The sequence below is a fragment of the Arthrobacter sp. JSM 101049 genome (assembly GCF_041679245.1).
GTDB lineage: Bacteria > Actinomycetota > Actinomycetes > Actinomycetales > Micrococcaceae > Arthrobacter_H.
The window spans coordinates 43563-61966 of the sequence record NZ_JBGFFC010000010.1 but is presented as its reverse complement, the minus strand read 5'-3'; the positions used below and the strand labels follow the sequence as shown (position 1 = coordinate 61966).

18 protein-coding genes are annotated in these 18404 nt (G+C 70.3%); 14 read left to right on the top strand and 4 right to left on the bottom strand.

Going from position 1 to position 18404, the window contains the following annotated elements:
* The first annotated feature begins 12 nt into the window (after positions 1-12).
* Positions 13-777, top strand: coding sequence for a 4-hydroxy-tetrahydrodipicolinate reductase (gene dapB, locus AB8M85_RS16765; RefSeq protein ID WP_372699980.1), 765 nt, complete (start codon positions 13-15; stop codon positions 775-777).
* Positions 778-1245 (top strand): hypothetical protein, encoded by a 468-nt coding sequence (locus AB8M85_RS16760; protein ID WP_372699979.1) that lies wholly within the window; start codon positions 778-780, stop codon positions 1243-1245.
* Positions 1246-1291: 46 nt separating this feature from the next.
* Here the strand turns inward: AB8M85_RS16760 and AB8M85_RS16755 are convergent, their stop codons facing one another.
* Positions 1292-1999, bottom strand: coding sequence for a response regulator (locus AB8M85_RS16755; protein ID WP_372699978.1), 708 nt, complete (start codon positions 1997-1999; stop codon positions 1292-1294).
* Positions 1996-3312: a sensor histidine kinase gene (locus AB8M85_RS16750; RefSeq protein ID WP_372699977.1), complete on the bottom strand. Its 1317-nt coding sequence runs from the start codon at positions 3310-3312 to the stop codon at positions 1996-1998. Before AB8M85_RS16750 ends, AB8M85_RS16755 begins: the two co-directional genes overlap by 4 nt.
* Before the next feature lie 127 nt (positions 3313-3439).
* Here AB8M85_RS16750 and AB8M85_RS16745 point away from each other — a divergent pair, with 127 nt between their 5' ends.
* Entirely contained in the window at positions 3440-4357 is a 918-nt protein-coding gene (locus tag AB8M85_RS16745) for a GAP family protein (RefSeq protein WP_372699976.1), read from the top strand.
* Between the two features lie 65 nt (positions 4358-4422).
* Here the strand turns inward: AB8M85_RS16745 and AB8M85_RS16740 are convergent, their stop codons facing one another.
* Complete coding sequence (locus tag AB8M85_RS16740; protein WP_372699975.1) at positions 4423-5637, bottom strand: heparan-alpha-glucosaminide N-acetyltransferase domain-containing protein; 1215 nt, start codon at positions 5635-5637, stop codon at positions 4423-4425.
* A 152-nt stretch (positions 5638-5789) separates the two neighbouring features.
* On the opposite strand from AB8M85_RS16740, the gene dapA reads away from it, so the two are divergent.
* From dapA to AB8M85_RS16710, 6 genes are all read left to right on the top strand, one after another.
* Positions 5790-6707 carry a 4-hydroxy-tetrahydrodipicolinate synthase gene (gene dapA, locus AB8M85_RS16735; RefSeq protein WP_372699974.1) on the top strand — a complete coding sequence of 306 codons (918 nt, stop codon included), beginning with the start codon at positions 5790-5792 and terminating at the stop codon, positions 6705-6707.
* A 15-nt stretch (positions 6708-6722) separates the two neighbouring features.
* Positions 6723-8429, top strand: coding sequence for a ribonuclease J (locus AB8M85_RS16730; protein WP_372699973.1), 1707 nt, complete (start codon positions 6723-6725; stop codon positions 8427-8429).
* 50 nt (positions 8430-8479) lie between these two features.
* Positions 8480-11368, top strand: a complete 2889-nt coding sequence (locus tag AB8M85_RS16725) for a DNA translocase FtsK 4TM domain-containing protein (protein ID WP_372699972.1) — start codon at positions 8480-8482, stop codon at positions 11366-11368.
* A gap of 9 nt (positions 11369-11377) precedes the next feature.
* Positions 11378-11986 (top strand): CDP-diacylglycerol--glycerol-3-phosphate 3-phosphatidyltransferase, encoded by a 609-nt coding sequence (gene pgsA, locus AB8M85_RS16720; protein WP_372699971.1) that lies wholly within the window; start codon positions 11378-11380, stop codon positions 11984-11986.
* Positions 11983-12492: a CinA family protein gene (locus AB8M85_RS16715; RefSeq protein WP_372699970.1), complete on the top strand. Its 510-nt coding sequence runs from the start codon at positions 11983-11985 to the stop codon at positions 12490-12492. Before pgsA ends, AB8M85_RS16715 begins: the two co-directional genes overlap by 4 nt.
* A gap of 148 nt (positions 12493-12640) precedes the next feature.
* Positions 12641-13078: a helix-turn-helix domain-containing protein gene (locus tag AB8M85_RS16710; protein ID WP_372699969.1), complete on the top strand. Its 438-nt coding sequence runs from the start codon at positions 12641-12643 to the stop codon at positions 13076-13078.
* A 94-nt stretch (positions 13079-13172) separates the two neighbouring features.
* On the opposite strand, the gene AB8M85_RS16705 is transcribed toward AB8M85_RS16710, so the two are convergent.
* Complete coding sequence (locus AB8M85_RS16705) at positions 13173-13646, bottom strand: MarR family winged helix-turn-helix transcriptional regulator (RefSeq protein ID WP_372699968.1); 474 nt, start codon at positions 13644-13646, stop codon at positions 13173-13175.
* A 48-nt stretch (positions 13647-13694) separates the two neighbouring features.
* Here AB8M85_RS16705 and AB8M85_RS16700 point away from each other — a divergent pair, with 48 nt between their 5' ends.
* The 5 genes from AB8M85_RS16700 to miaA all read left to right on the top strand — a co-directional run bounded on the left by AB8M85_RS16700 (position 13695) and on the right by miaA (position 18400).
* Positions 13695-13916, top strand: coding sequence for a DUF3046 domain-containing protein (locus AB8M85_RS16700; protein ID WP_372699967.1), 222 nt, complete (start codon positions 13695-13697; stop codon positions 13914-13916).
* Positions 13917-14111: 195 nt separating this feature from the next.
* Positions 14112-15161 carry a recombinase RecA gene (gene recA, locus AB8M85_RS16695; RefSeq protein ID WP_372700011.1) on the top strand — a complete coding sequence of 350 codons (1050 nt, stop codon included), beginning with the start codon at positions 14112-14114 and terminating at the stop codon, positions 15159-15161.
* Between the two features lie 27 nt (positions 15162-15188).
* Positions 15189-15884, top strand: coding sequence for a regulatory protein RecX (locus AB8M85_RS16690; RefSeq protein WP_372699966.1), 696 nt, complete (start codon positions 15189-15191; stop codon positions 15882-15884).
* A gap of 61 nt (positions 15885-15945) precedes the next feature.
* Positions 15946-17478 carry a tRNA (N6-isopentenyl adenosine(37)-C2)-methylthiotransferase MiaB gene (gene miaB, locus AB8M85_RS16685; RefSeq protein ID WP_372699965.1) on the top strand — a complete coding sequence of 511 codons (1533 nt, stop codon included), beginning with the start codon at positions 15946-15948 and terminating at the stop codon, positions 17476-17478.
* Between the two features lies 1 nt (position 17479).
* Positions 17480-18400: a tRNA (adenosine(37)-N6)-dimethylallyltransferase MiaA gene (gene miaA / locus AB8M85_RS16680; RefSeq protein ID WP_372699964.1), complete on the top strand. Its 921-nt coding sequence runs from the start codon at positions 17480-17482 to the stop codon at positions 18398-18400.
* Positions 18401-18404: the final 4 nt, after the last annotated feature.

The window sequence follows — 18404 nt, the reverse complement described above, 5'->3', positions numbered from 1 at the left end:
AACCTTGGGGGCATGACTGCACAGATTTCCGTTGCCATCCTGGGAGCCTCGGGCCGCATGGGGGCCGAGGCCGTCCAGGCCGTGGAACGCGCCGACGACCTGGAGCTGGTGGCGGCCCTTGGGCGGCAGGACCCGCTGCAGGCAATCCTCGACTCCGGCGCCACCCACATCGTGGACCTCACGGTCCCGGACAGCAGCGAGGCCAACGTCCGCTTCGCCGTCGAACACGGGATCCACGCCGTCGTCGGCACCACGGGCTGGTCCGACGCGAAGCGGGCCCGCCTGCAGGAGCTGCTCGCCGCCCACCCCGGCACCGGGGTGCTGATCGCCCCGAACTTCGCGCTCGGCTCCGTGCTGGCCTCCGCGTTCGCGGCCCAGGCCGCCAAGTACTTCGAATCCGTCGAGATCATCGAGCTGCACCACCCGGAGAAGATCGACGCCCCCTCCGGCACCGCCGTCCGCACCGCCGAACTGGTCTCGAAGATCCGCAGCGCCGCCCGAGTCCCGGCCAGCCCCGACGCGACCGAGACGGAGATGGGCGGGGCCCGCGGCGCCGACGTGGACGGGGTGCGCGTGCATTCGGTGCGGCTGCGCGGCCTCGTCGCCCACCAGGAGGTCCTGCTCGGGTCCGCCGGCGAACAGCTCACCCTGCGCCACGACTCGTTCGACCGGGTCTCCTTCATGCCCGGCGTCCTGCTGGGCCTGCGCACGGTGGCCTCGCGGCCGGGTCTGGCCTACGGCCTGGACAGCTACCTCGACCTCGGGGGCAACGCCTAAGTGAAGACCAAGCTCTGGGTCGGCGGCATCCTCCTGCTGTTCGCCCTCTACCTCTACGCCGCCTTCGCCAGCTCGGTCGCGCTCATGCGCGCCCCCGAACCGCTGGCCAAGGGCATCGGCGTCGCCGCCCTGCTCATCCCTCTGCTGGGCGTCTGGATCCTCATCCGCGAGGTCCTCTTCGGCTCCCGCAGCCAGCGCATGGCCGGCATCCTCGCCTCCGAGGGGCTGCTGCCCGAGGACAACCTGCCGCGCACCCCCTCCGGGCGCATCGTCAAGGCCGCGGCCGACGAGGACTTCGTGCAGTACCAGCAGGAGGCCACCGAGCACCCCGACAGCTGGCGCAGCCTGCACCGGCTGGCGCTGGCCTACGACGCCTCCGGGGACCGGCGCCGGGCCCGGGAGACCATGCGCCGGGCGATCGGGCTGTTCCAGGCTTCCGGGGAGGCGCGGACCACGTCCGGGGGCTGAACGCCGCCTGGATGCGTCCCCCGTCGAGTGGCCCCCGTTGGGGAGTTCAGCCCAGCCGCCCCGCGAACAGGGCAGCCTGCACGCGGGACTGCAGCCCCAGCTTGGCCAGTACCCGGGAGACGTGCGTCTTCACCGTCGTCTCGGAGATGCCCAGCCTCCGGCCGAGGGCATGGTTGGACAGCCCCTCGCCCAGGCAGCCTAGGACCTCGCGTTCGCGCTCGGTCAGCGACCCCAGCGCCTCATCAGCCGCCGCCTGTGCCGTGGCGGCCTGCGTTCCGCCGCCGCCGGCGGTGCCGCCGGCCCGGCCCGGCCGCGCGGCCAGTGCCACACCGACGATCCGGGAAGTGACCTCGGGGGAGATGACCGCATCCCCGGCATGCACCCGCTGCAACGCCGAGGTGATCTCCGCCGGCTCGGCCGTCTTGAGCAGGAACCCGTCGGCTCCGGCCTCCAGCGCACCGAACAGGTAGTCGTCGTGGTCGAAGGTGGTCAGGACCAGGACCCGCGACCAGCCGGCGCGGGTGATCTGCCCCGTGGCACGGATCCCGTCGACGACGGGCATCCGCAGGTCCATGAGGACCACGTCCGGGCGCAGGGCCCGGGCCATCTCCACCGCGCGCGCCCCGTCGGCCGCCTCGCCGACGACCGTGAGCCCGGGCTGGGTCTCGATGACCATGCGCATGCCCACCCGGATGGCAGCATGGTCATCGGCCAGCAGCACGCTGATCGCGTTGGCACCGCGGGCCCCGTTCATGCCCGGCCCCCGCGCAACAACGTCCCGCCGGCCGTGCGTTCGCCCGGGTGCCGGTCGACGCCGCCGGACCCCGGGTCGGCAGCGGGGACCGGCAACCGGGCCACCACGCGCCAGCCGCCGTCGAACCATCCGGCCTCCAGGGTGCCGCCGAGCGCTTCGGCGCGCAGCCGGAGGCTGGTCAAACCGGTGCCGGTGCCGCCGCCCCCGGACGGGGCCAGGGCCTCGGGGAGCGCCGGATGTGGTGCCGCGGCACCGGGACGGCCGTTGGTGATGGACGCCCGCAGCAGGCCGGTCCCCGGCCCGCCCTCGAGCTCGACGGCGATCGCGGCGCCGGGAGCGTGGCGGAGCGCGTTGACCAGCGCCTCGGCCACGATCCGGTAGGCAGCCGTATGGACCGGCAACGGGATCGCCTCCATGCCGGTGACCATGTTCGAGGTGGTGATCTGCAGTCCGGCGGCGACGTGGGCGGCCACCAGCGCGTCCAGGTCCCCGAGGGACCCGGCGGACTCCTCGGCTTCGCCGGCGCTGAGCAGCCGGATCATCGAGGCCAGTTCGCCCAGCCCGGCGACGCTTTCGGCGCGGACATGCGCCAGGACCTCGGCCGCCTGGCCCGGGGAACCGGTGCTCAGGGCGGCCCCGGTCTGCAGGGCGATGGCGGAGAGCCGGGCGGAGAGCACATCGTGCAGCTCGTGGGCCATGCGCTGGCGCTCGGTGGCAATGGCCAGCTCGTGCCGGCCGGCCTCGATCGTGGCACGCTGCCGGGCCGTCTCCTCCACCGCAGAGGCCCGCGCGGCCTCCGCCGCGGCGAGCCTGCGTTCCTTGCGCAGGTTCGACGCCCACTCGACCGGCAACAGCAGCGTCAGCCCCAGCAGCAGCGCCGCGAGCACTGCCTGGCGCAGGTCGCCGGTGGCCGCCAGCACGACTACGGACGCGGCGGCTGTCAGGGCCAACGCGCCGATCTCGGTGGCACGCGAGGCCCGGTCCCCGGCGAAGAGCACCAGCGAGAACGCCGTCTCCCAGAACAACAGCAGGCACGAGGTCTGGCCCATGAGCAGCAGCACGATCCCGGCCGTGCCGGTCCCCGCGGCCATTGCGAATGGGGCGCTGCGGCGCAGGGCGATGGCCAGCGACCCGGCGACCGCCACGGCGGGCCACCACGCCACCACCTCCGGCGGGACGGCCGACCAGCCGCCGCCGGAACCATCCACCGTGGCCAGCAGCCACATCAGGGCCGGGTAGCCGACGACCAGCAGCAGGTCCTCGCGGCGGACAGCACGCAGCGCGGCCACCAGGGCTCCGGATGGGTTCTCCATGGTCCCATCGTGCCCGTCCGGGCCCACCGATCCAAGGCGGCCACCCCCCTGGATGGCACCAAAGGATGACCGAGGATGCATCGAAGGGCCGACGCGCCCGGGGTCCCGGGCAGGCCAGTCTGGGACCATGACGACCGACAACCTGCTCAAGCTCCTGGTCCTGGCGCTCATCGACAGCACCAGCATCGGCACCCTGGTGATCCCCGTCTGGCTGCTGCTGCGCCGCGACGCCGCCCGGATCGTGGGCAAGGTCGGCGTGTACCTGGCGGTGATCGGGGTCTTCTACTTCCTGGTCGGGGTCCTGATGCTCACCTCGGCCCACGGGGTGCTCGACGCCTGGGGCGAAGGCGCGCGCACGTTTGCTGACTCCCGCCCGGCGCACTGGCTGGCCCTGGCCGCCGGCGCCACCCTGTTGTGGTTCGGCCTGCGGGACCTGGTCCCCGGACGCAGCGCCGGGGGCAGCTACGGGGGCGCCATGGCCAGGGCCTCCGGCGCGCTTCCGGCATCGGTTCCCCGTTCCGGGCCGGGCGCAGCCGGGCACGACGGCGGTGCCCCCGTGGCGGGCGCCGGCACCACCGGCGGCGGCCGGGAACCGGACGCGCCGTCCGTTGCCAGACCGGCGCGCGCCCCCGGTCGCACCCCTGGTGGAACCCCGGCAGCCGCTGCCCGGGCGCAGGCCACCGAACAGCGGTGGGGCGCCCGGATCGGTAGGGCCCTGACCACTCCGTGGGGGCTCGTGGCCCTGGCCTTGACGGCCGGGCTGCTGGAGCTGCCCACGATGCTGCCCTACGTGGCCGCCATCGGGGTGCTCACCGTCGCGGGGCCCGGCAGCGCCGCGTCCATCGCCTGGCTGGCGGCGTACTGCCTGGTCATGCTGCTGCCGGCGGCGCTGCTGCTCGTGGCCCGCGTGCTGCTGGCCGGCACCATCGAGGGGCCGCTACGGCGGCTGGGCGCCTGGCTGGGCAAGGCCTCGGCGGAGGCGGTGCTGTGGATCATGGGCATCGGCGGGTTCCTGCTCGTGCGCTACGCCCTGCAGGGTCTGTGAACGCGCCGCGGACCGGTCGTGAAAGGACGCGGACCGCGTTGCCCTGGGTCAACGGGGGCAATGGGTCAGTGGGGCGTCCCCGCGGCTGCCCGGGAGAGGGTGTGGACTGCGGACTCGAGCGGCCCGCGGCGTCCGGCCCACTTCAGGGCGATGCCGATCAACAGGGCACCCACCACGAAGCACAGGTACACGCCCAGCCGCGGCATCCCGGCCGTTGCCGTGCTGAGCAGGTCCAGCACCACCAGGTGGCCCGTGTAGAGGGTCAGCGTTGCCGACCCGGTCCCTGACAGCGGCCACATCAGCGCCTCGCCGACCCCGCCGAGCATCGCCGTCAGGGCCATCGCCAGCAGCTGGCAGGCGCCCAGCACCGCAATGGCGGTGCCGCTGACGTGCAGCAGGTCCAGCGGGGCGCTGCTGTGCGGGGCGGAGAGCACGAACCACCAGGGGGTCGATTCGACGCCGGCCAGCCCCCGGCCGGACTCCAGGGCCGCGGACAGCGGCAGCCCGTTGCCGCCGGTGACGGCGCCAAGTGCCTGGGCGGCATCCGGGGTGGCCCCGATGACGGCCCCGGAGAGGGTCCGGGCACCCCAGGCGAGCGCGGCGCCGCCGAGGGTGAAGGCCAGGGCCACCGGCGGGGCGGCGATCCGGCACCGCCCCAGGGCCAGTCCCAGCAGCACGAACCCGGTCCACACGAGCACCGGGTAGTAGCCGGTGACGAACAGGTCGGCCAGCAGCGTCGCCGGGCGCAACAGGTCCAGCGGGCCCGGGGAGGCGCCGGTCGTCGGGGGCACGACGTGCGTGGACACCCAGGGCAGGACCAGGTACCAGGCGACCGGGGCGAGCAGCAGCCAGCCGGCGGCCCAGCACCACAGGGCACGCGTGCCCAAGCCCAGGAACGCCGTCGTGATCAGGAACAGCAGCCCGTAGTGCACCAGGATGACCGCGACATTGGTATCCAGCGCGCCGGCGCCGAACCCGATGAGGGTGATCAGCAGGGCACGCACCGCCACGGAGCGGCGGTCGCCGGTGAGCTTTGCGCCGGTGTGCGGGGTGTGGCCGCCGGTCAGCAGGGCCAGACCGACCCCGGCGAGGATCGCGAAGATGGCCGAGGCCTTGCCGGCGAACCACACGGCGACCCACGTCGCCTCGACGCCGTCCGGCCCGCCGTTCTGGACCAGGGGCATGATGTGGGTGCCCATCATCCCCAGCAGGGCCAAGCCGCGGGCCACGTCGACTCCGGCGATCCGCCCGGCCGGGGCGGTCGTGCGCTTGCTGGGCATGGGCTCCTGGCCTGTCGGTACGGGGAATGCGCGGGGCGCGGGGCCCGCCGTCGAATATACCAAGCGCCCGGGCCGCGAGGTCGCTGCGTCATGTTGGTCACGCGGGGTGCGGGACTGCGGAATTCGGCGGTGCCACGGGGTAACGTGGGGCCATGCCCGACACGCAGTCCAACACCCCGCGCCACGATTACCCCTTCGGCACCCTGGGGACCGCCATGGTCACCCCCTTCTCCTCCGGAGGCGGAGCCGACCTCGAGCAGGCTGCCGCGTTGGCGACCCGGCTGGTCGACGACGGCTGCGATTCGCTGGTGGTCACCGGCACGACGGGGGAGACCTCCACGCTGACCGACGAGGAGAACCTCGGGATGTTCCGCGCGGTCGTCGAGGCCGTGGGGGACCGGGCCAAGGTCATCGCCGGGTCGACGACCAACGACACCGCGCACTCGATCCACCTCTCACGGGCCGCGGCCAAGCTCGGCGTCCACGGGCTGCTGGTCACCGCGCCCTACTACAACAAGCCCAGCCAGGCCGGCGTGCGGGCCCATGTCGAGGCCATCGCCTCCAGCACCGACCTGCCCGTCATGGTCTACGACATCCCCGGCCGCGCCGGCATCGCCATCAGCGCCGAGACGCTGATCCGTCTGGCCGAGCACCCCAACGTCGTGGCCCTGAAGGACGCGAAGGCCGACTACCAGTCCACCACGCGGGTGCTGGCCAACACCGACCTGCACGTCTACTCCGGCGACGACGGATTGACCCTGCCGCTGATGGCCATCGGGGCCAAGGGCGTCATCTCGGTCACCGCGCACGTCGCCACCGCGCGGTACCGCCGCCTGGTCGACGCGATGCTGGCCGGGGACCTGGCCACCGCCCGCGCCCTGCACTTCGAGCTCGACCCGGTCCAGCGCGCGGTCATGTCCCACATCCAGGGCGCCGTGGCTGCCAAGGCCATCCTGCACTGGCAAGGCGTGCTGCCCAACGCGAAGGTGCGGCTGCCGCTTGTGGAGCCGACCGTGGAGGAGGCCGCGCCGATCCGCGCCGACCTGGCCGAGGCGGGATTCGACCTTTAGGAAGGGAAACCCTCGATGTCCGACACCGTCGTCGCCCCGGCCGATGCCGCCCGCCTGAGCCCCCCGCCCCCGCTGGCCGATGGCGCACTGCGCGTCGTCCCGCTCGGCGGCCTGGGGGAAATCGGCCGCAACATGGCCGTCTTCGAGTTCGGCGGGAAGCTGCTGATCGTCGACTGCGGCGTCCTCTTCCCCGAGGAGGACCAGCCGGGCGTCGACGTGATCCTGCCGGACTTCGGCTACCTCCGCGATCGGCTCGACGACGTGGTCGGACTGGTGCTCACCCATGGCCACGAGGACCACATCGGGGCCGTGCCCTACCTGCTGCGCCTGCGCGCGGACATCCCGCTGATCGGCTCGCAACTGACCCTGGCCCTGGTCGAGGCCAAACTGGCCGAACACCGCATCACCCCGGTGCTGGTCACCGTCGCCGAAGGGGACCGGCAGGTGTTCGCCGGCTTCGACTGCGAATTCGTCGCCGTCAACCACTCGATCCCCGACGCGCTGGCGGTGTTCATCCGCACCGCGGCCGGAACCGTCCTGCACACCGGGGACTTCAAGATGGACCAGCTTCCCCTCGACGGGCGGATCACCGACTTGCGGGCCTTCGCCCGGCTGGGGGGGGAGGGCGTGGACCTGTTCATGTCCGACTCGACCAACGCCGACGTCCCCGGGTTCACCACGGCCGAACAGGAGATCGGCCCGGTGCTCGACGGCCTGTTCGGCCGGGCCGGCAAGCGGATCATCGTCGCCTCCTTCTCCTCGCATGTCCACCGGGTCCAGCAGGTCCTCGACGCCGCGGCCGCCCACGGGCGCCAGGTCGCCTTCGTTGGCCGGTCCATGGTCCGGAACATGGGCATCGCCGCCCGTCTGGGGTACCTGGAGGTCCCGGAGGGGATCCTCGTGGACCTCAAGGACGTCGACCAGTTGCCGGACGAACGCGTGGTGCTGATGTCCACCGGTTCCCAGGGTGAACCGATGGCGGCGCTCTCGCGGATGGCCACCGGGGACCACCGGATCGCCGTGGGCGCCGGGGACACCGTCATCCTGGCCTCCTCGCTGATCCCGGGCAACGAGAACGCCGTCTTCCGGGTGATCAACGGGCTGATGCGCCTGGGCGCCGACGTCGTGCACAAGGGCACCGCCAAGGTCCACGTCTCCGGGCACGCCTCGGCCGGGGAGCTGCTCTACTGCTACAACATCATCCGCCCCCGCCACGCCATGCCGGTCCACGGGGAGACCCGCCACCTGTTGGCCAACGCGCGGATTGCCGAGCAGACCGGGGTTCCGGCGGCGAACATCCTGCTCACCGAGGACGGCTCGGTCGTGGACCTGCACGACGGCGTCGCCCGCCAGGTCGGGCAGGTCGAGTGCGGGTTCGTCTACGTCGACGGCTCCGCGGTGGGCAGCATCACCGACGACGACCTCAAGGACCGCAGGACCCTCGGTGAGGAGGGGTTCATCTCGGTCATCACCGTCGTCAACCGCCAGACCGGGACCATTGTCACCGGCCCGGACATCAACGCCCGCGGGGTCGCCGAGGACCAGCAGGTGTTCGAGGAGATCAAGCCGAGGATCGCCGCGGCGCTCGAGGAGGCGGTGCGCAACAACCCCACCCACACCACCTACCAGCTCCAGCAGGTCGTCCGGCGCACCATCGGGGCTTGGGTGAGCCGTAAACTCCGCCGCAAGCCGATGATCGTGCCGGTCGTCCTGGAGGCCTGAGGGCGTGTAAATCCGGGGCTCGAGGGCCTTGACCCTGTACCGTTACGCGTATGGCGACCCGTACTTCCCCCACCCCGACGAAGGCCTCCGGCCGCAAACCGGCGGGCAAGACCCCGGCGCGCGGAAAATCCGGGGCCGGTGCGTCGCGCCAGGGTGGCAAGGACCAGGTTGCCGACCAGGACCTCGCCCTGCCGCTGCGGGCGGTCCGCGGGCTCTGGATGGGCCTGGCCCGCATGGTCGGCGGCGCCTTCCGGAAGATCGGCCAGGACGTGCGTCCGGACCGGGACGTCCGCCGTGACGGGACCGGCCTGTTCCTGGTCGTCGTCGCCGCCATCATCGGCAGCGTCGAATGGTGGGGGCTGCGCGGCATCGGCTGGTACGGCACCACAGTGCACAACATCGCCGGCGGAACGCTGGGCTTCATGGCCTCGCTGCTGCCGCTGGTCCTGTTCATCGGCGCCTTCCGGCTGTTCCGGCGGCCCGAGGAAAACCGGGCGAACAACCGCGTGGCCATCGGCCTGACCCTGGCCACCATCTCCGGGGCCGGCATCGCGCACATCGTGGCCGGCCTGCCGGCACTGAACGCCCCGTTCGAGGAACTCTGGGCCGGCGGCGGCGTGGTGGGGTTCCTCGCCAGCGTCCCGCTGGCGGGACTGCTGACGCGCTGGGGCGCGTTGGCCGTGATGATCGTCCTGGCGTTGCTGAGCCTGATGATCATGACCGCCACCCCGTTCCGGCACATCCCGGCACGCATCCGCCAGGGCTACGAGTGGATCATGGGCCAGCCCGAACCCGGGACCGCACCGTTCGACCCCGAGGATCCCGAACACGACCAGAGCTACCTCTACGCCGACCGGACCCGCGACCGCGGCGAGGGCAAGCCCAAGCGGAGCCGGCGCTTCGGCAAGGCCGCCCGTGCACGCCAGCGGGTGGAGGAGGCCGAGGCAGCCGCCGCGGAGGCGCTCTCCGGCGACGAGGCCTACGACAAGGCCGTCATCCACGACGACGACGAGGCTCCGGCCACCGCACCGGAACCGACCATCCCGCCCGGCGTGCGCCGCCCCACCGCCGCCGAGAAGGCGATGGAGAAGGTCAAGAACGACGTCGGCCTCGGCGCGGGCTCCGAGAGCGAACCGGCCACGGAGGCCCTGGACACGACGGCGATCAACGGCATGCTCGCCGGGGCGCCGCCGGCCGGCGCAGCCGCGTCGAACGTGCCCTCCAACCCGGTCGCGCAGCCGGCCCCGCTGACCCCGATCCCGCAGCGCACCGAACAGCTCCAGCTCTCCGGCGATGTGGCCTACACGCTGCCCAACTCCGAGTTCCTGCCGGCCGGGCCCCCGGCGAAGGAGCGCTCGGAAGCCAACGACGCCGTCGTCAGGGCCCTGACCGACACGCTGGACCAGTTCAAGGTCGACGCCCAGGTCACCGGCTTTAGCCGCGGCCCCACGGTCACCCGCTACGAGATCGAACTGTCCCCGGGCACCAAGGTCGAACGCGTCACGGCCTTGTCCAAGAACATCTCCTACGCGGTGGCCTCCTCGGACGTGCGGATCCTCTCGCCGATCCCCGGCAAGAGCGCCATCGGCATCGAGATCCCCAACGCCGACAAGGAAGTCGTCGCACTTGGCGACGTATTGCGCTCGAACGCGGCCCGGAAGACAGAGCACCCCATGGTCATGGGTGTCGGCAAGGACGTCGAGGGCGGATTCGTGGTCGCCAACCTGGCCAAGATGCCCCACATGCTCGTCGCCGGCGCCACCGGCGCGGGCAAGTCCTCGTTCGTGAACTCGATGATCACCTCGATCCTCATGCGCGCCACCCCGGACGAGGTGCGCATGGTCATGGTCGACCCCAAGCGCGTGGAGCTGACCGCCTACGAGGGCGTCCCGCACCTGATCACCCCGATCATCACCAACCCGAAGAAAGCCGCCGAGGCCCTGCAGTGGGTCGTGCGGGAAATGGACACCCGCTACGACGACCTGGCGAACTTCGGGTACAAGCACATCGACGACTTCAACAAGGGGGTGCGCAACGGCAAGGTCGTCCCGCCCGAGGGCTCCAAGCGCATCCTGAAGCCCTATCCCTACCTGCTGGTGATCGTCGACGAGCTTGCCGACCTCATGATGGTCGCCCCGCGCGACGTCGAGGACTCGATCGTGCGCATCACCCAGCTCGCCCGTGCCGCTGGCATCCACCTGGTCCTGGCCACCCAGCGGCCGTCCGTGGACGTGGTCACCGGGTTGATCAAGGCCAACGTGCCCTCGCGCATGGCGTTCGCCACCTCCTCGGTCACCGACTCCCGCGTGGTCCTGGACCAGCCGGGCGCCGAGAAGCTGCTGGGCCAGGGCGACGCGCTGTTCCTGCCCATGGGCGCCTCCAAGCCCATGCGCGTCCAGGGTGCCTGGGTCACCGAATCGGAGATCCACCGGGTCGTCGAGCACGTCAAGGGCCAGCTCACCGCCGTCTACCGCGAGGACGTGGCCGTCGAGGCGCCGAAGAAGGAGATCGACGACGACATCGGCGACGACCTCGAGGTCCTGCTGCAGGCCACCGAGCTGGTGGTCACCACGCAGTTCGGTTCCACCTCGATGCTCCAGCGCAAGCTGCGCGTCGGCTTCGCCAAGGCCGGCCGGCTGATGGACCTGCTCGAATCGCGCGGCGTGGTCGGCCCGTCCGAGGGCTCCAAGGCCCGCGACGTGCTGGTCAAACCCGACGACCTGCCCGCCGTGCTGGCCGCCATGCGCGGGGACACCGCCCCGGCCACCGCGCAGGAGGCCCCGCCCGCGGAGGCCGCCCTGGTCGAGAACGCCAATGCAAACCACTACGGCACCGACCTCGTCGCCGAGGACCTCGACTCCCGTCCTCAGGCTACCGACTACCACGACGACGACGATGGCTCCGGTTCCGAGGACGCCTGGAACCTCACCGGACGGTAACCTGAAAACGTGACTGAATCCCCGGCGGACCCCACGCCCCAGCCCGTCCCGACCCTGAACATCGCCAACGTCCTGACGACGTTGCGGATCATCATGGTCCCGTTCTTCGTCTGGGCGCTGGTGGCCGACCACGAGCAGCACGGAGTCCTCCGCTGGGTGGCCGTCGCCCTCTTCGCCCTGGCGATGTACACGGACAAGCTCGACGGGGACCTGGCCCGCAGCCGGGGACTGATCACCAACTTCGGCAAGATCGCCGATCCCATCGCCGACAAGCTCCTGCTCGGCGCGGCGCTGGTCACGCTGTCCTGGCTCGGGGAATTGTGGTGGTGGGTCACCATCGTCATCCTGGTCCGCGAACTGGGCATCACCATCCTGCGCTTCGCCGTCATCCGCCGGGGGATCATCGCGGCATCGCGCGGCGGGAAGCTCAAGACCGTCACCCAGACGGCCGGGCTGGGCCTGCTCCTGCTGCCCATCACCCCCGAGATCGGCTGGCTGTCCGTCGTGGCGCTGGTCGTCATCCTGCTGGCCCTGGTGATCACCGTCTACACCGGCATCGACTACATCATCCAGGCTGCCCGGATGGAACCCGCCCAGGGCCACGGGCAGCAGCAATGAACGACGGCGAACGGCACACCGCCGCGGAACGGATCGTGTCCGAGGGGACGCGCCGGGCGCTGACCGTCGCCACGGCCGAATCGCTGACCGCAGGCTGGATCGCCGCGGCCATCGCCGACGTCCCCGGGGCCTCCGCGGTGCTGCGCGGGGGAGTCGTCGCCTACCACAACCAGGTCAAGCAGGACGTGCTCGGCGTCGACGCGGGCCTGCTGGAGGATAAGGGCTCGGTGGACCCGGAGGTCGCGCGCCAGATGGCCGAGGGAGCGCGCCGGGCCTGCGGAGCCGACCTCGCGGTGTCGAGCACCGGGGTCGCGGGCCCACAGGCCCATGACGGCAAGGACGTCGGCACCGTGTACATCGGGTACGCCTCCGCCGGAGGCAGCGGTTCACTCGAGCTCCACCTGGCAGGTGGCCGCCAGAGGATCCGCGCCAGGGCGCGCAATGCGGCGCTGGAGCAGCTCTGCACGCTGCTCGCTGGAAAGGCCGCGTCCACAACGGCCCCGTAGTGCTGGCAGTGTGGGCCCCGTTGTGGCTAGGGTGGGGGCATGGGAACAAAACAAGGATCCCGTGAGTTGAAGAAACTACAGGGTCCACACCCGGACCCCACCGCCAGGAGCTTCCTGGTACAGGATCTGAAGGAGTAAGGCGATACACATGGTCAAGCAACCCGTATCCGTAAACGGCGTCGTCCGTTGGCGTGATGTGGGACTGACAGAAGATGCCCATCGCGAGCACAAGGAGCCCAAAATGGTAGTACTCCGCCACGAGATCGGAGACGTCCTGCGGGATGTCCGCCAGCGTCAGGGCCGGACCCTGCGCGAGGTCTCGCACAACGCGCGCGTTTCCCTTGGTTACCTCTCCGAGGTGGAGCGTGGACAGAAGGAAGCATCGTCCGAATTGCTCTCATCGATTTGCGGGGCGCTTGATGTCCCGTTGTCCCTCATGTTGCGCGAGGTCAGCGACCGCGTAGCCATGGCCGAGGGCGTTGACATCCCGGACACCGTGCCGTCGGATCTCACCAACCAGTTCGCCACGGTCCTTCCCGAGGACTGGACCGAGGCCCTGCCGCAGGACATGGCCCCGTCCCACTAGCCACAGGTGTCGGAGCGCGACCCGGGATCCGGGTCCGCATCCGGACGTCAACGAGAAAGGGCAGCCGCCGACGCGGCTGCCCCTTTCTCGTTGGTCAGCCCCGCTCGTTGAGGTAGGAGCGGTTCAGTTTGGTCAGCAAATCCGCCAGTGTCTGGAGGTCCGCGTCGGGCCAGTCGGACAAGAGGTCGCGGAAGATCTGCTGGCGGGAGATCTGGGCGGTTGCCAGTTGCCGGGCTCCGACCTCGGTCAGGGTGATCGACTGGGCCCGTCCGTCCGTTGGATCGGCCACCTTGGTCAGCACGCCGAGGTCCTCGAGCATCTTGACCTGGCGGCTGACCGATGGCTTGCCGACACCGATCTCGGCGGCCAGATCCGTCAGCCGGAGGCTGCCGCGGCGCTGGAGGGCGGCGAGCAGGCCGTAGGCGCCGGGCTCCATGTCGGGATGAACCTGCTTGGCCACCTTGTTGCCGTTGGAGCGTGCCCTGCGCCAAAGGAAGCTCAGTTGCTCCTCCATGTCGTGGATCGCACGGGTCCGTTCGGCATCTTCGCCGGGGCCAGGTTCGCTCATGGCACCATCTTAGGGTCGGAAGGACAACATCGTGGAAGAATGGTCGACGTGAGACTTAGTGACTTCTGGCGGTTGATGGACGACGAGTTCGGCTCGGGGTATTCCCGGGTCCTCGCCTCCGAACTGGTGCTCGGTGAACTGGACGGCCGCAGCGCCCGGGACGCCCTGGATGCAGGTGTCGAACCCCGCAAGGTGTGGTTGGCGATCTGCGAAAAGCAGGATGTCCCCGTATCGCGTCGTCTGGGCCGCGACATCGCGCCCAAGAGTTGATCCGCCATGACACGCCGCATTGTTGTTCGAATATGTGTTCGGAGAAGTTGTAGGCTGTCAGCAGAGACATGACACGGGGCAGTCGCCGGTTCTCCACAGGAAAGCCGGCGCGCGCCAAATTGTCCGGCGTGGCGCATACCGTGTGAAGCAGGACGACAACAGGCCGATACGGCCACAAGACAACCGAGGTGAATGATGGCCGCAGCAATGGACCGCGAAAAGGCTCTCGAATCAGCGCTGGCGCAGATCGACAAGCAGTACGGCAAGGGATCGGTCATGCGCCTGGGCGACGACACCCGCGCCAAGATCGAGGTCATCCCCACCGGCTCGATTGCCATGGACATCGCCCTGGGAATCGGCGGGCTGCCGCGCGGCCGTGTGGTGGAGATCTATGGCCCCGAATCCTCGGGCAAGACCACCGTGGCGCTGCACGCGGTGGCCAACGCGCAGCGCAATGGCGGGATCGCAGCCTTCATCGATGCAGAGCACGCGCTCGACCCCGAATACGCCAAGAAGCTCGGCGTTGACACCGATGCCCTGCTCGTCTCGCAGCCGGACACCGGTGAGCAAGCGCTGGAAATCATGGACATGCTCATCGGCTCCGGTTCGCTGGACATCATCGTCATCGACTCCGTCGCCGCCCTGGTGCCGCGTGCGGAAATCGAAGGCGAGATGGGTGACAGCCACGTCGGCTTGCAGGCCCGCCTGATGAGCCAGGCCCTGCGCAAGATCACCGGACGCCTCAGCCAGACGAAGACCACGGCCATCTTCATCAACCAGCTGCGCGAGAAGATCGGTGTCTTCTTCGGCAGCCCCGAGACGACCACGGGTGGCAAGGCCCTGAAGTTCTATGCGTCCGTGCGCATCGACGTCCGGCGCATCGAGACCCTCAAGGAGGGGACGAACCCGGTCGGCAACCGCACCCGCGCGAAGATAGTCAAGAACAAGATGGCCCCGCCGTTCAAGCAGGCGGAATTCGACATCCTTTACGGTGTCGGCATCTCCCGGGAAGGCGGCCTGATCGACATGGGTGTCGAAGAGGGCTTCGTCAAGAAGTCCGGTGCGTGGTTCACGTACGACGGCGACCAGCTGGGCCAGGGCAAGGAAAATGCCCGCAAGTTCCTGCGCGACAACCCAGATCTGGCCGACGAGCTCGAACGGCGGATCAAGGAAAAGCTCGGCATCGGTGCCACTCCCGGGGAACCAGGCGATCCGCAACTGCGGGCCGTCGGCAACGACTCCTAGCCGGGCCTGATCGAACTGCAGCCCGGCATGGGGAACCAGGCAGATGACTACAGCGGGCTCACGGGTGCCGGCGACGGAACCGTGGGCTCGCTGTTCCCCGGTGGTTCCCCAGGGGAAGCTTCCGGGGAAGCGACGCGCCCCGGTCGACGGCAACGGCGGGGCCGGACGGCCGATCCGGACGGGACGGGGGACGACTCCGCCGCTTCGGGGGAGCCGTCGGCGGGCACGTCCGGTGGAGGGCCAGCGGACACGGACCCGGAGGCCTCGGCCCGGGCGATCATCCTGCGCCAACTCACCGGGTCACCCAAAAGCCGCCGGCAACTCGCGGACAAACTCGCCGAACGGGACGTTCCCGCCGATGCCGCACGGCATGTTCTGGACCGCTTCGAGGAGCTCCAGCTCATCGATGACGCCGCCTTCGCCGATGCGTGGGTCCGCAGCCGCGCGCGGACCCGTGGACTGTCCCGCCTCATGTTGCGACGCGAGCTACGGGACAAGGGCATCAGCGATGAACTAGCCGACGCCGCGCTTGAGCAGGTCAGCTCCGACGACGAGTTCGAGATGGCCCGCGAGCTCGTGGAAAAGAAGGCCAGGACGATGCCGGCGGGGCTTGACCACGACAAGGGCGTGCGCCGGTTGGTGTCCATGCTCGGCCGCAAGGGCTACGGACCCGGTATCGCTTTCCGGGTGGTCAACGAGGTCTGGCCCGCGCAGCGGGACTGAGGCGCGGTGCCGGGAACCGGTGGATTCCCGTGGCCGGTGGTCCATTCGGTACCCTTGGGGGGTGAGTTTGACCATTCCCAGCACTGATTCCCCCGTGGACCCGACGGCCCCGACGCGCAGCTACGAGGTCCGCACCTACGGCTGCCAAATGAACGTCCATGATTCGGAGCGGTTGGCCGGTTTGCTCGAGGACGCGGGCATGGTCGCCCAGGACGATCCCGCGCAGACCGCGGACGTTGTCGTCTTCAACACCTGTGCGGTCCGCGAGAACGCCGACAACAAGCTCTACGGCAACCTCGGCAGGCTGGCCCATGTCAAGGAAGAACACCCGGGCATGCAGATCGCCGTCGGCGGATGCCTGGCCCAGAAGGACCGGGAGACCATCCTGCGCAAGGCGCCATGGGTCGACGTCGTCTTCGGCACGCACAATGTCGGCTCGCTGCCCACGCTGCTCGAACGGGCCCGCCACAACAACGAAGCCCAGCTGGAGATCCTCGAATCCCTGGATGTCTTCCCCTCGACCCTTCCCACCAAGCGGGACTCCGTCTACTCCGGCTGGGTGTCGATCTCCGTCGGCTGCAACAACACCTGCACCTTCTGCATCGTCCCCTCCTTGCGCGGCAAGGAACGCGACCGGCGCCCCGGTGACATCCTGGCCGAGGTCCAGGCACTCGTCGACGACGGGGCCATCGAGGTCACGCTGTTGGGCCAGAACGTGAATTCGTACGGCGTGGAATTCGGGGACCGCCTGGCCTTCGGGAAGCTCCTGCGGGCCTGCGGCGAAATCGAGGGCCTGGAACGCGTCCGGTTCACCAGCCCCCATCCGGCGGCCTTCACCGACGACGTGATTGCCGCGATGGCAGAAACCCCCAATGTCATGCCGCAGCTGCACATGCCCCTGCAATCGGGCTCGGACAAGGTGCTCAAGGAGATGCGCCGGTCCTACCGGTCGAAGAAGTTCCTGGGGATCCTCGACCGCGTGCGCGAGCGCATGCCCGAAGCAGCCATCACGACCGACATCATCGTCGGTTTCCCCGGCGAGACCGAGGAGGACTTCCAGGCGACCCTCGACGTCGTCGAGCAGTCGCGGTTCTCCAGTGCCTTCACGTTCCAGTATTCCCAGCGCCCGGGCACACCCGCTGCGGAGCTGGCCGACCAGCTGCCCAAGGACGTCGTCCAGGAACGCTACGAACGGCTGACTGCCCTGCAGGACCGGATCTGCGCAGAGGAGAACAGCCGGCAGGTCGGTCGCGAGGTCGAGGTGATGGTCACCGCGCAGTCGGGCCGCAAGGCAGAGCAGACCCACCGCCTCTCAGGCCGGGCCAGGGACCAGCGGCTGGTGCACTTCTCCGTACCCGAGGCAGCCGAGCAGCCACGTCCCGGGGACCTCGTGACCGTCACCATCACCGAGGCCGCCGCCTTCCACCTCGTGGCCGACCCGGCGACGGCGGCGGACTACCAGCTGCGCCGGTCCCGGGCCGGCGACGCGTGGGACCGCTCCCAGGCAGAATCCTGCGGCGCCGGGACGGCCCCGGCAGCGGCGAACGGCAACGGCGTGTCCCTGGGGATGCCGGCGCTGCCGCCCCGTGCCTAGCATGCGGCCCCGGCCGGTCATTGCGCTGGTCGGCCCGACGGGGACCGGCAAATCGGACGCAGCCATCGGCCTGGCCCGCGAACTCGGCGGGGAGATCGTCAATGCCGATGCCCTGCAGTTCTACCGCGGGATGGACATCGGCACCGCCAAACTCGGCGTGGGAGAACGCGGCGGCATCCCCCACCACCTGCTCGACATCCTGGACCTCAGCGAAGAAGCCAGCGTCGCCGCCTTCCAGGCGCAGGCCCGCACGGCCATCTCGGCCATCCAGGAGCGGGGCCGGCTGCCGATCCTCGTCGGCGGTTCCGGACTCTATGTGCGGGCAGCGCTCGACGAACTCGAGTTCCCTCCCACCGACCCAGCCGTCCGCCGCCGATTGGAGCGGGAAGCGGCCGACCACGGTACGGCAGGGCTGCACCAGCGCCTGGCTGCGGCAGACCCCGCCTCCGCAGCCCGGGGACTCGACGATCGCCGGCTGATCCGCGCCCTCGAGGTCCACGAAATCACCGGGCGGACCTTCAGCTCCTACATGCCCGAGCGGAAATACCAGCAGCGGAGCCTTCAGCTCGGCCTGGACCTGGACCGGCCGCTCCTGCACCAGCGTCTGGAGCGCCGGGTCCGGACCATGCACCAGGCAGGGCTCCTCGGCGAGGTCGAGCGGCTGCTGGCCCAGGGGCTGCGCGACACCAAGACCGCGTCCCGGGCCATCGGCTACGCGCAGTTCACCCAGGCACTCGACGGGACCTGCACCATCGAGGAGGCCATCGAGGCCACCACGGTCGCCACCCGCAGGTTTGCCCGGCGCCAGGTCACGTGGTTCCGCGCGGACCCGCGCGTCCGATGGTTCGATTCCACCGACCCGTGCCTGGTGGACACCCTCTCGGCCGCCGTGCGGGACTTCGAAGGTCCCCCGGCCACGTAGGCTA

Excerpts from the sequence above, each read along its gene's own strand:
- dapA (WP_372699974.1), top strand. The coding sequence starts at position 5,790 with ATGCCCGACACGCAGTCCAACACCCCGCGCCACGATTACCCCTTCGGC.
- AB8M85_RS16745 (WP_372699976.1), top strand. The coding sequence starts at position 3,440 with ATGACGACCGACAACCTGCTCAAGCTCCTGGTCCTGGCGCTCATCGAC.
- dapB (WP_372699980.1), top strand. The coding sequence starts at position 13 with ATGACTGCACAGATTTCCGTTGCCATCCTGGGAGCCTCGGGCCGCATG.
- AB8M85_RS16755 (WP_372699978.1), bottom strand. The coding sequence starts at position 1,999 with ATGAACGGGGCCCGCGGTGCCAACGCGATCAGCGTGCTGCTGGCCGAT.
- AB8M85_RS16750 (WP_372699977.1), bottom strand. The coding sequence starts at position 3,312 with ATGGAGAACCCATCCGGAGCCCTGGTGGCCGCGCTGCGTGCTGTCCGC.
- AB8M85_RS16730 (WP_372699973.1), top strand. The coding sequence starts at position 6,723 with ATGTCCGACACCGTCGTCGCCCCGGCCGATGCCGCCCGCCTGAGCCCC.
- AB8M85_RS16705 (WP_372699968.1), bottom strand. The coding sequence starts at position 13,646 with ATGAGCGAACCTGGCCCCGGCGAAGATGCCGAACGGACCCGTGCGATC.
- AB8M85_RS16690 (WP_372699966.1), top strand. The coding sequence starts at position 15,189 with ATGGGGAACCAGGCAGATGACTACAGCGGGCTCACGGGTGCCGGCGAC.
- AB8M85_RS16725 (WP_372699972.1), top strand. The coding sequence starts at position 8,480 with ATGGCGACCCGTACTTCCCCCACCCCGACGAAGGCCTCCGGCCGCAAA.
- AB8M85_RS16710 (WP_372699969.1), top strand. The coding sequence starts at position 12,641 with ATGGTCAAGCAACCCGTATCCGTAAACGGCGTCGTCCGTTGGCGTGAT.
- recA (WP_372700011.1), top strand. The coding sequence starts at position 14,112 with ATGGCCGCAGCAATGGACCGCGAAAAGGCTCTCGAATCAGCGCTGGCG.
- miaA (WP_372699964.1), top strand. The coding sequence starts at position 17,480 with ATGCGGCCCCGGCCGGTCATTGCGCTGGTCGGCCCGACGGGGACCGGC.
- AB8M85_RS16740 (WP_372699975.1), bottom strand. The coding sequence starts at position 5,637 with ATGCCCAGCAAGCGCACGACCGCCCCGGCCGGGCGGATCGCCGGAGTC.
- AB8M85_RS16715 (WP_372699970.1), top strand. The coding sequence starts at position 11,983 with ATGAACGACGGCGAACGGCACACCGCCGCGGAACGGATCGTGTCCGAG.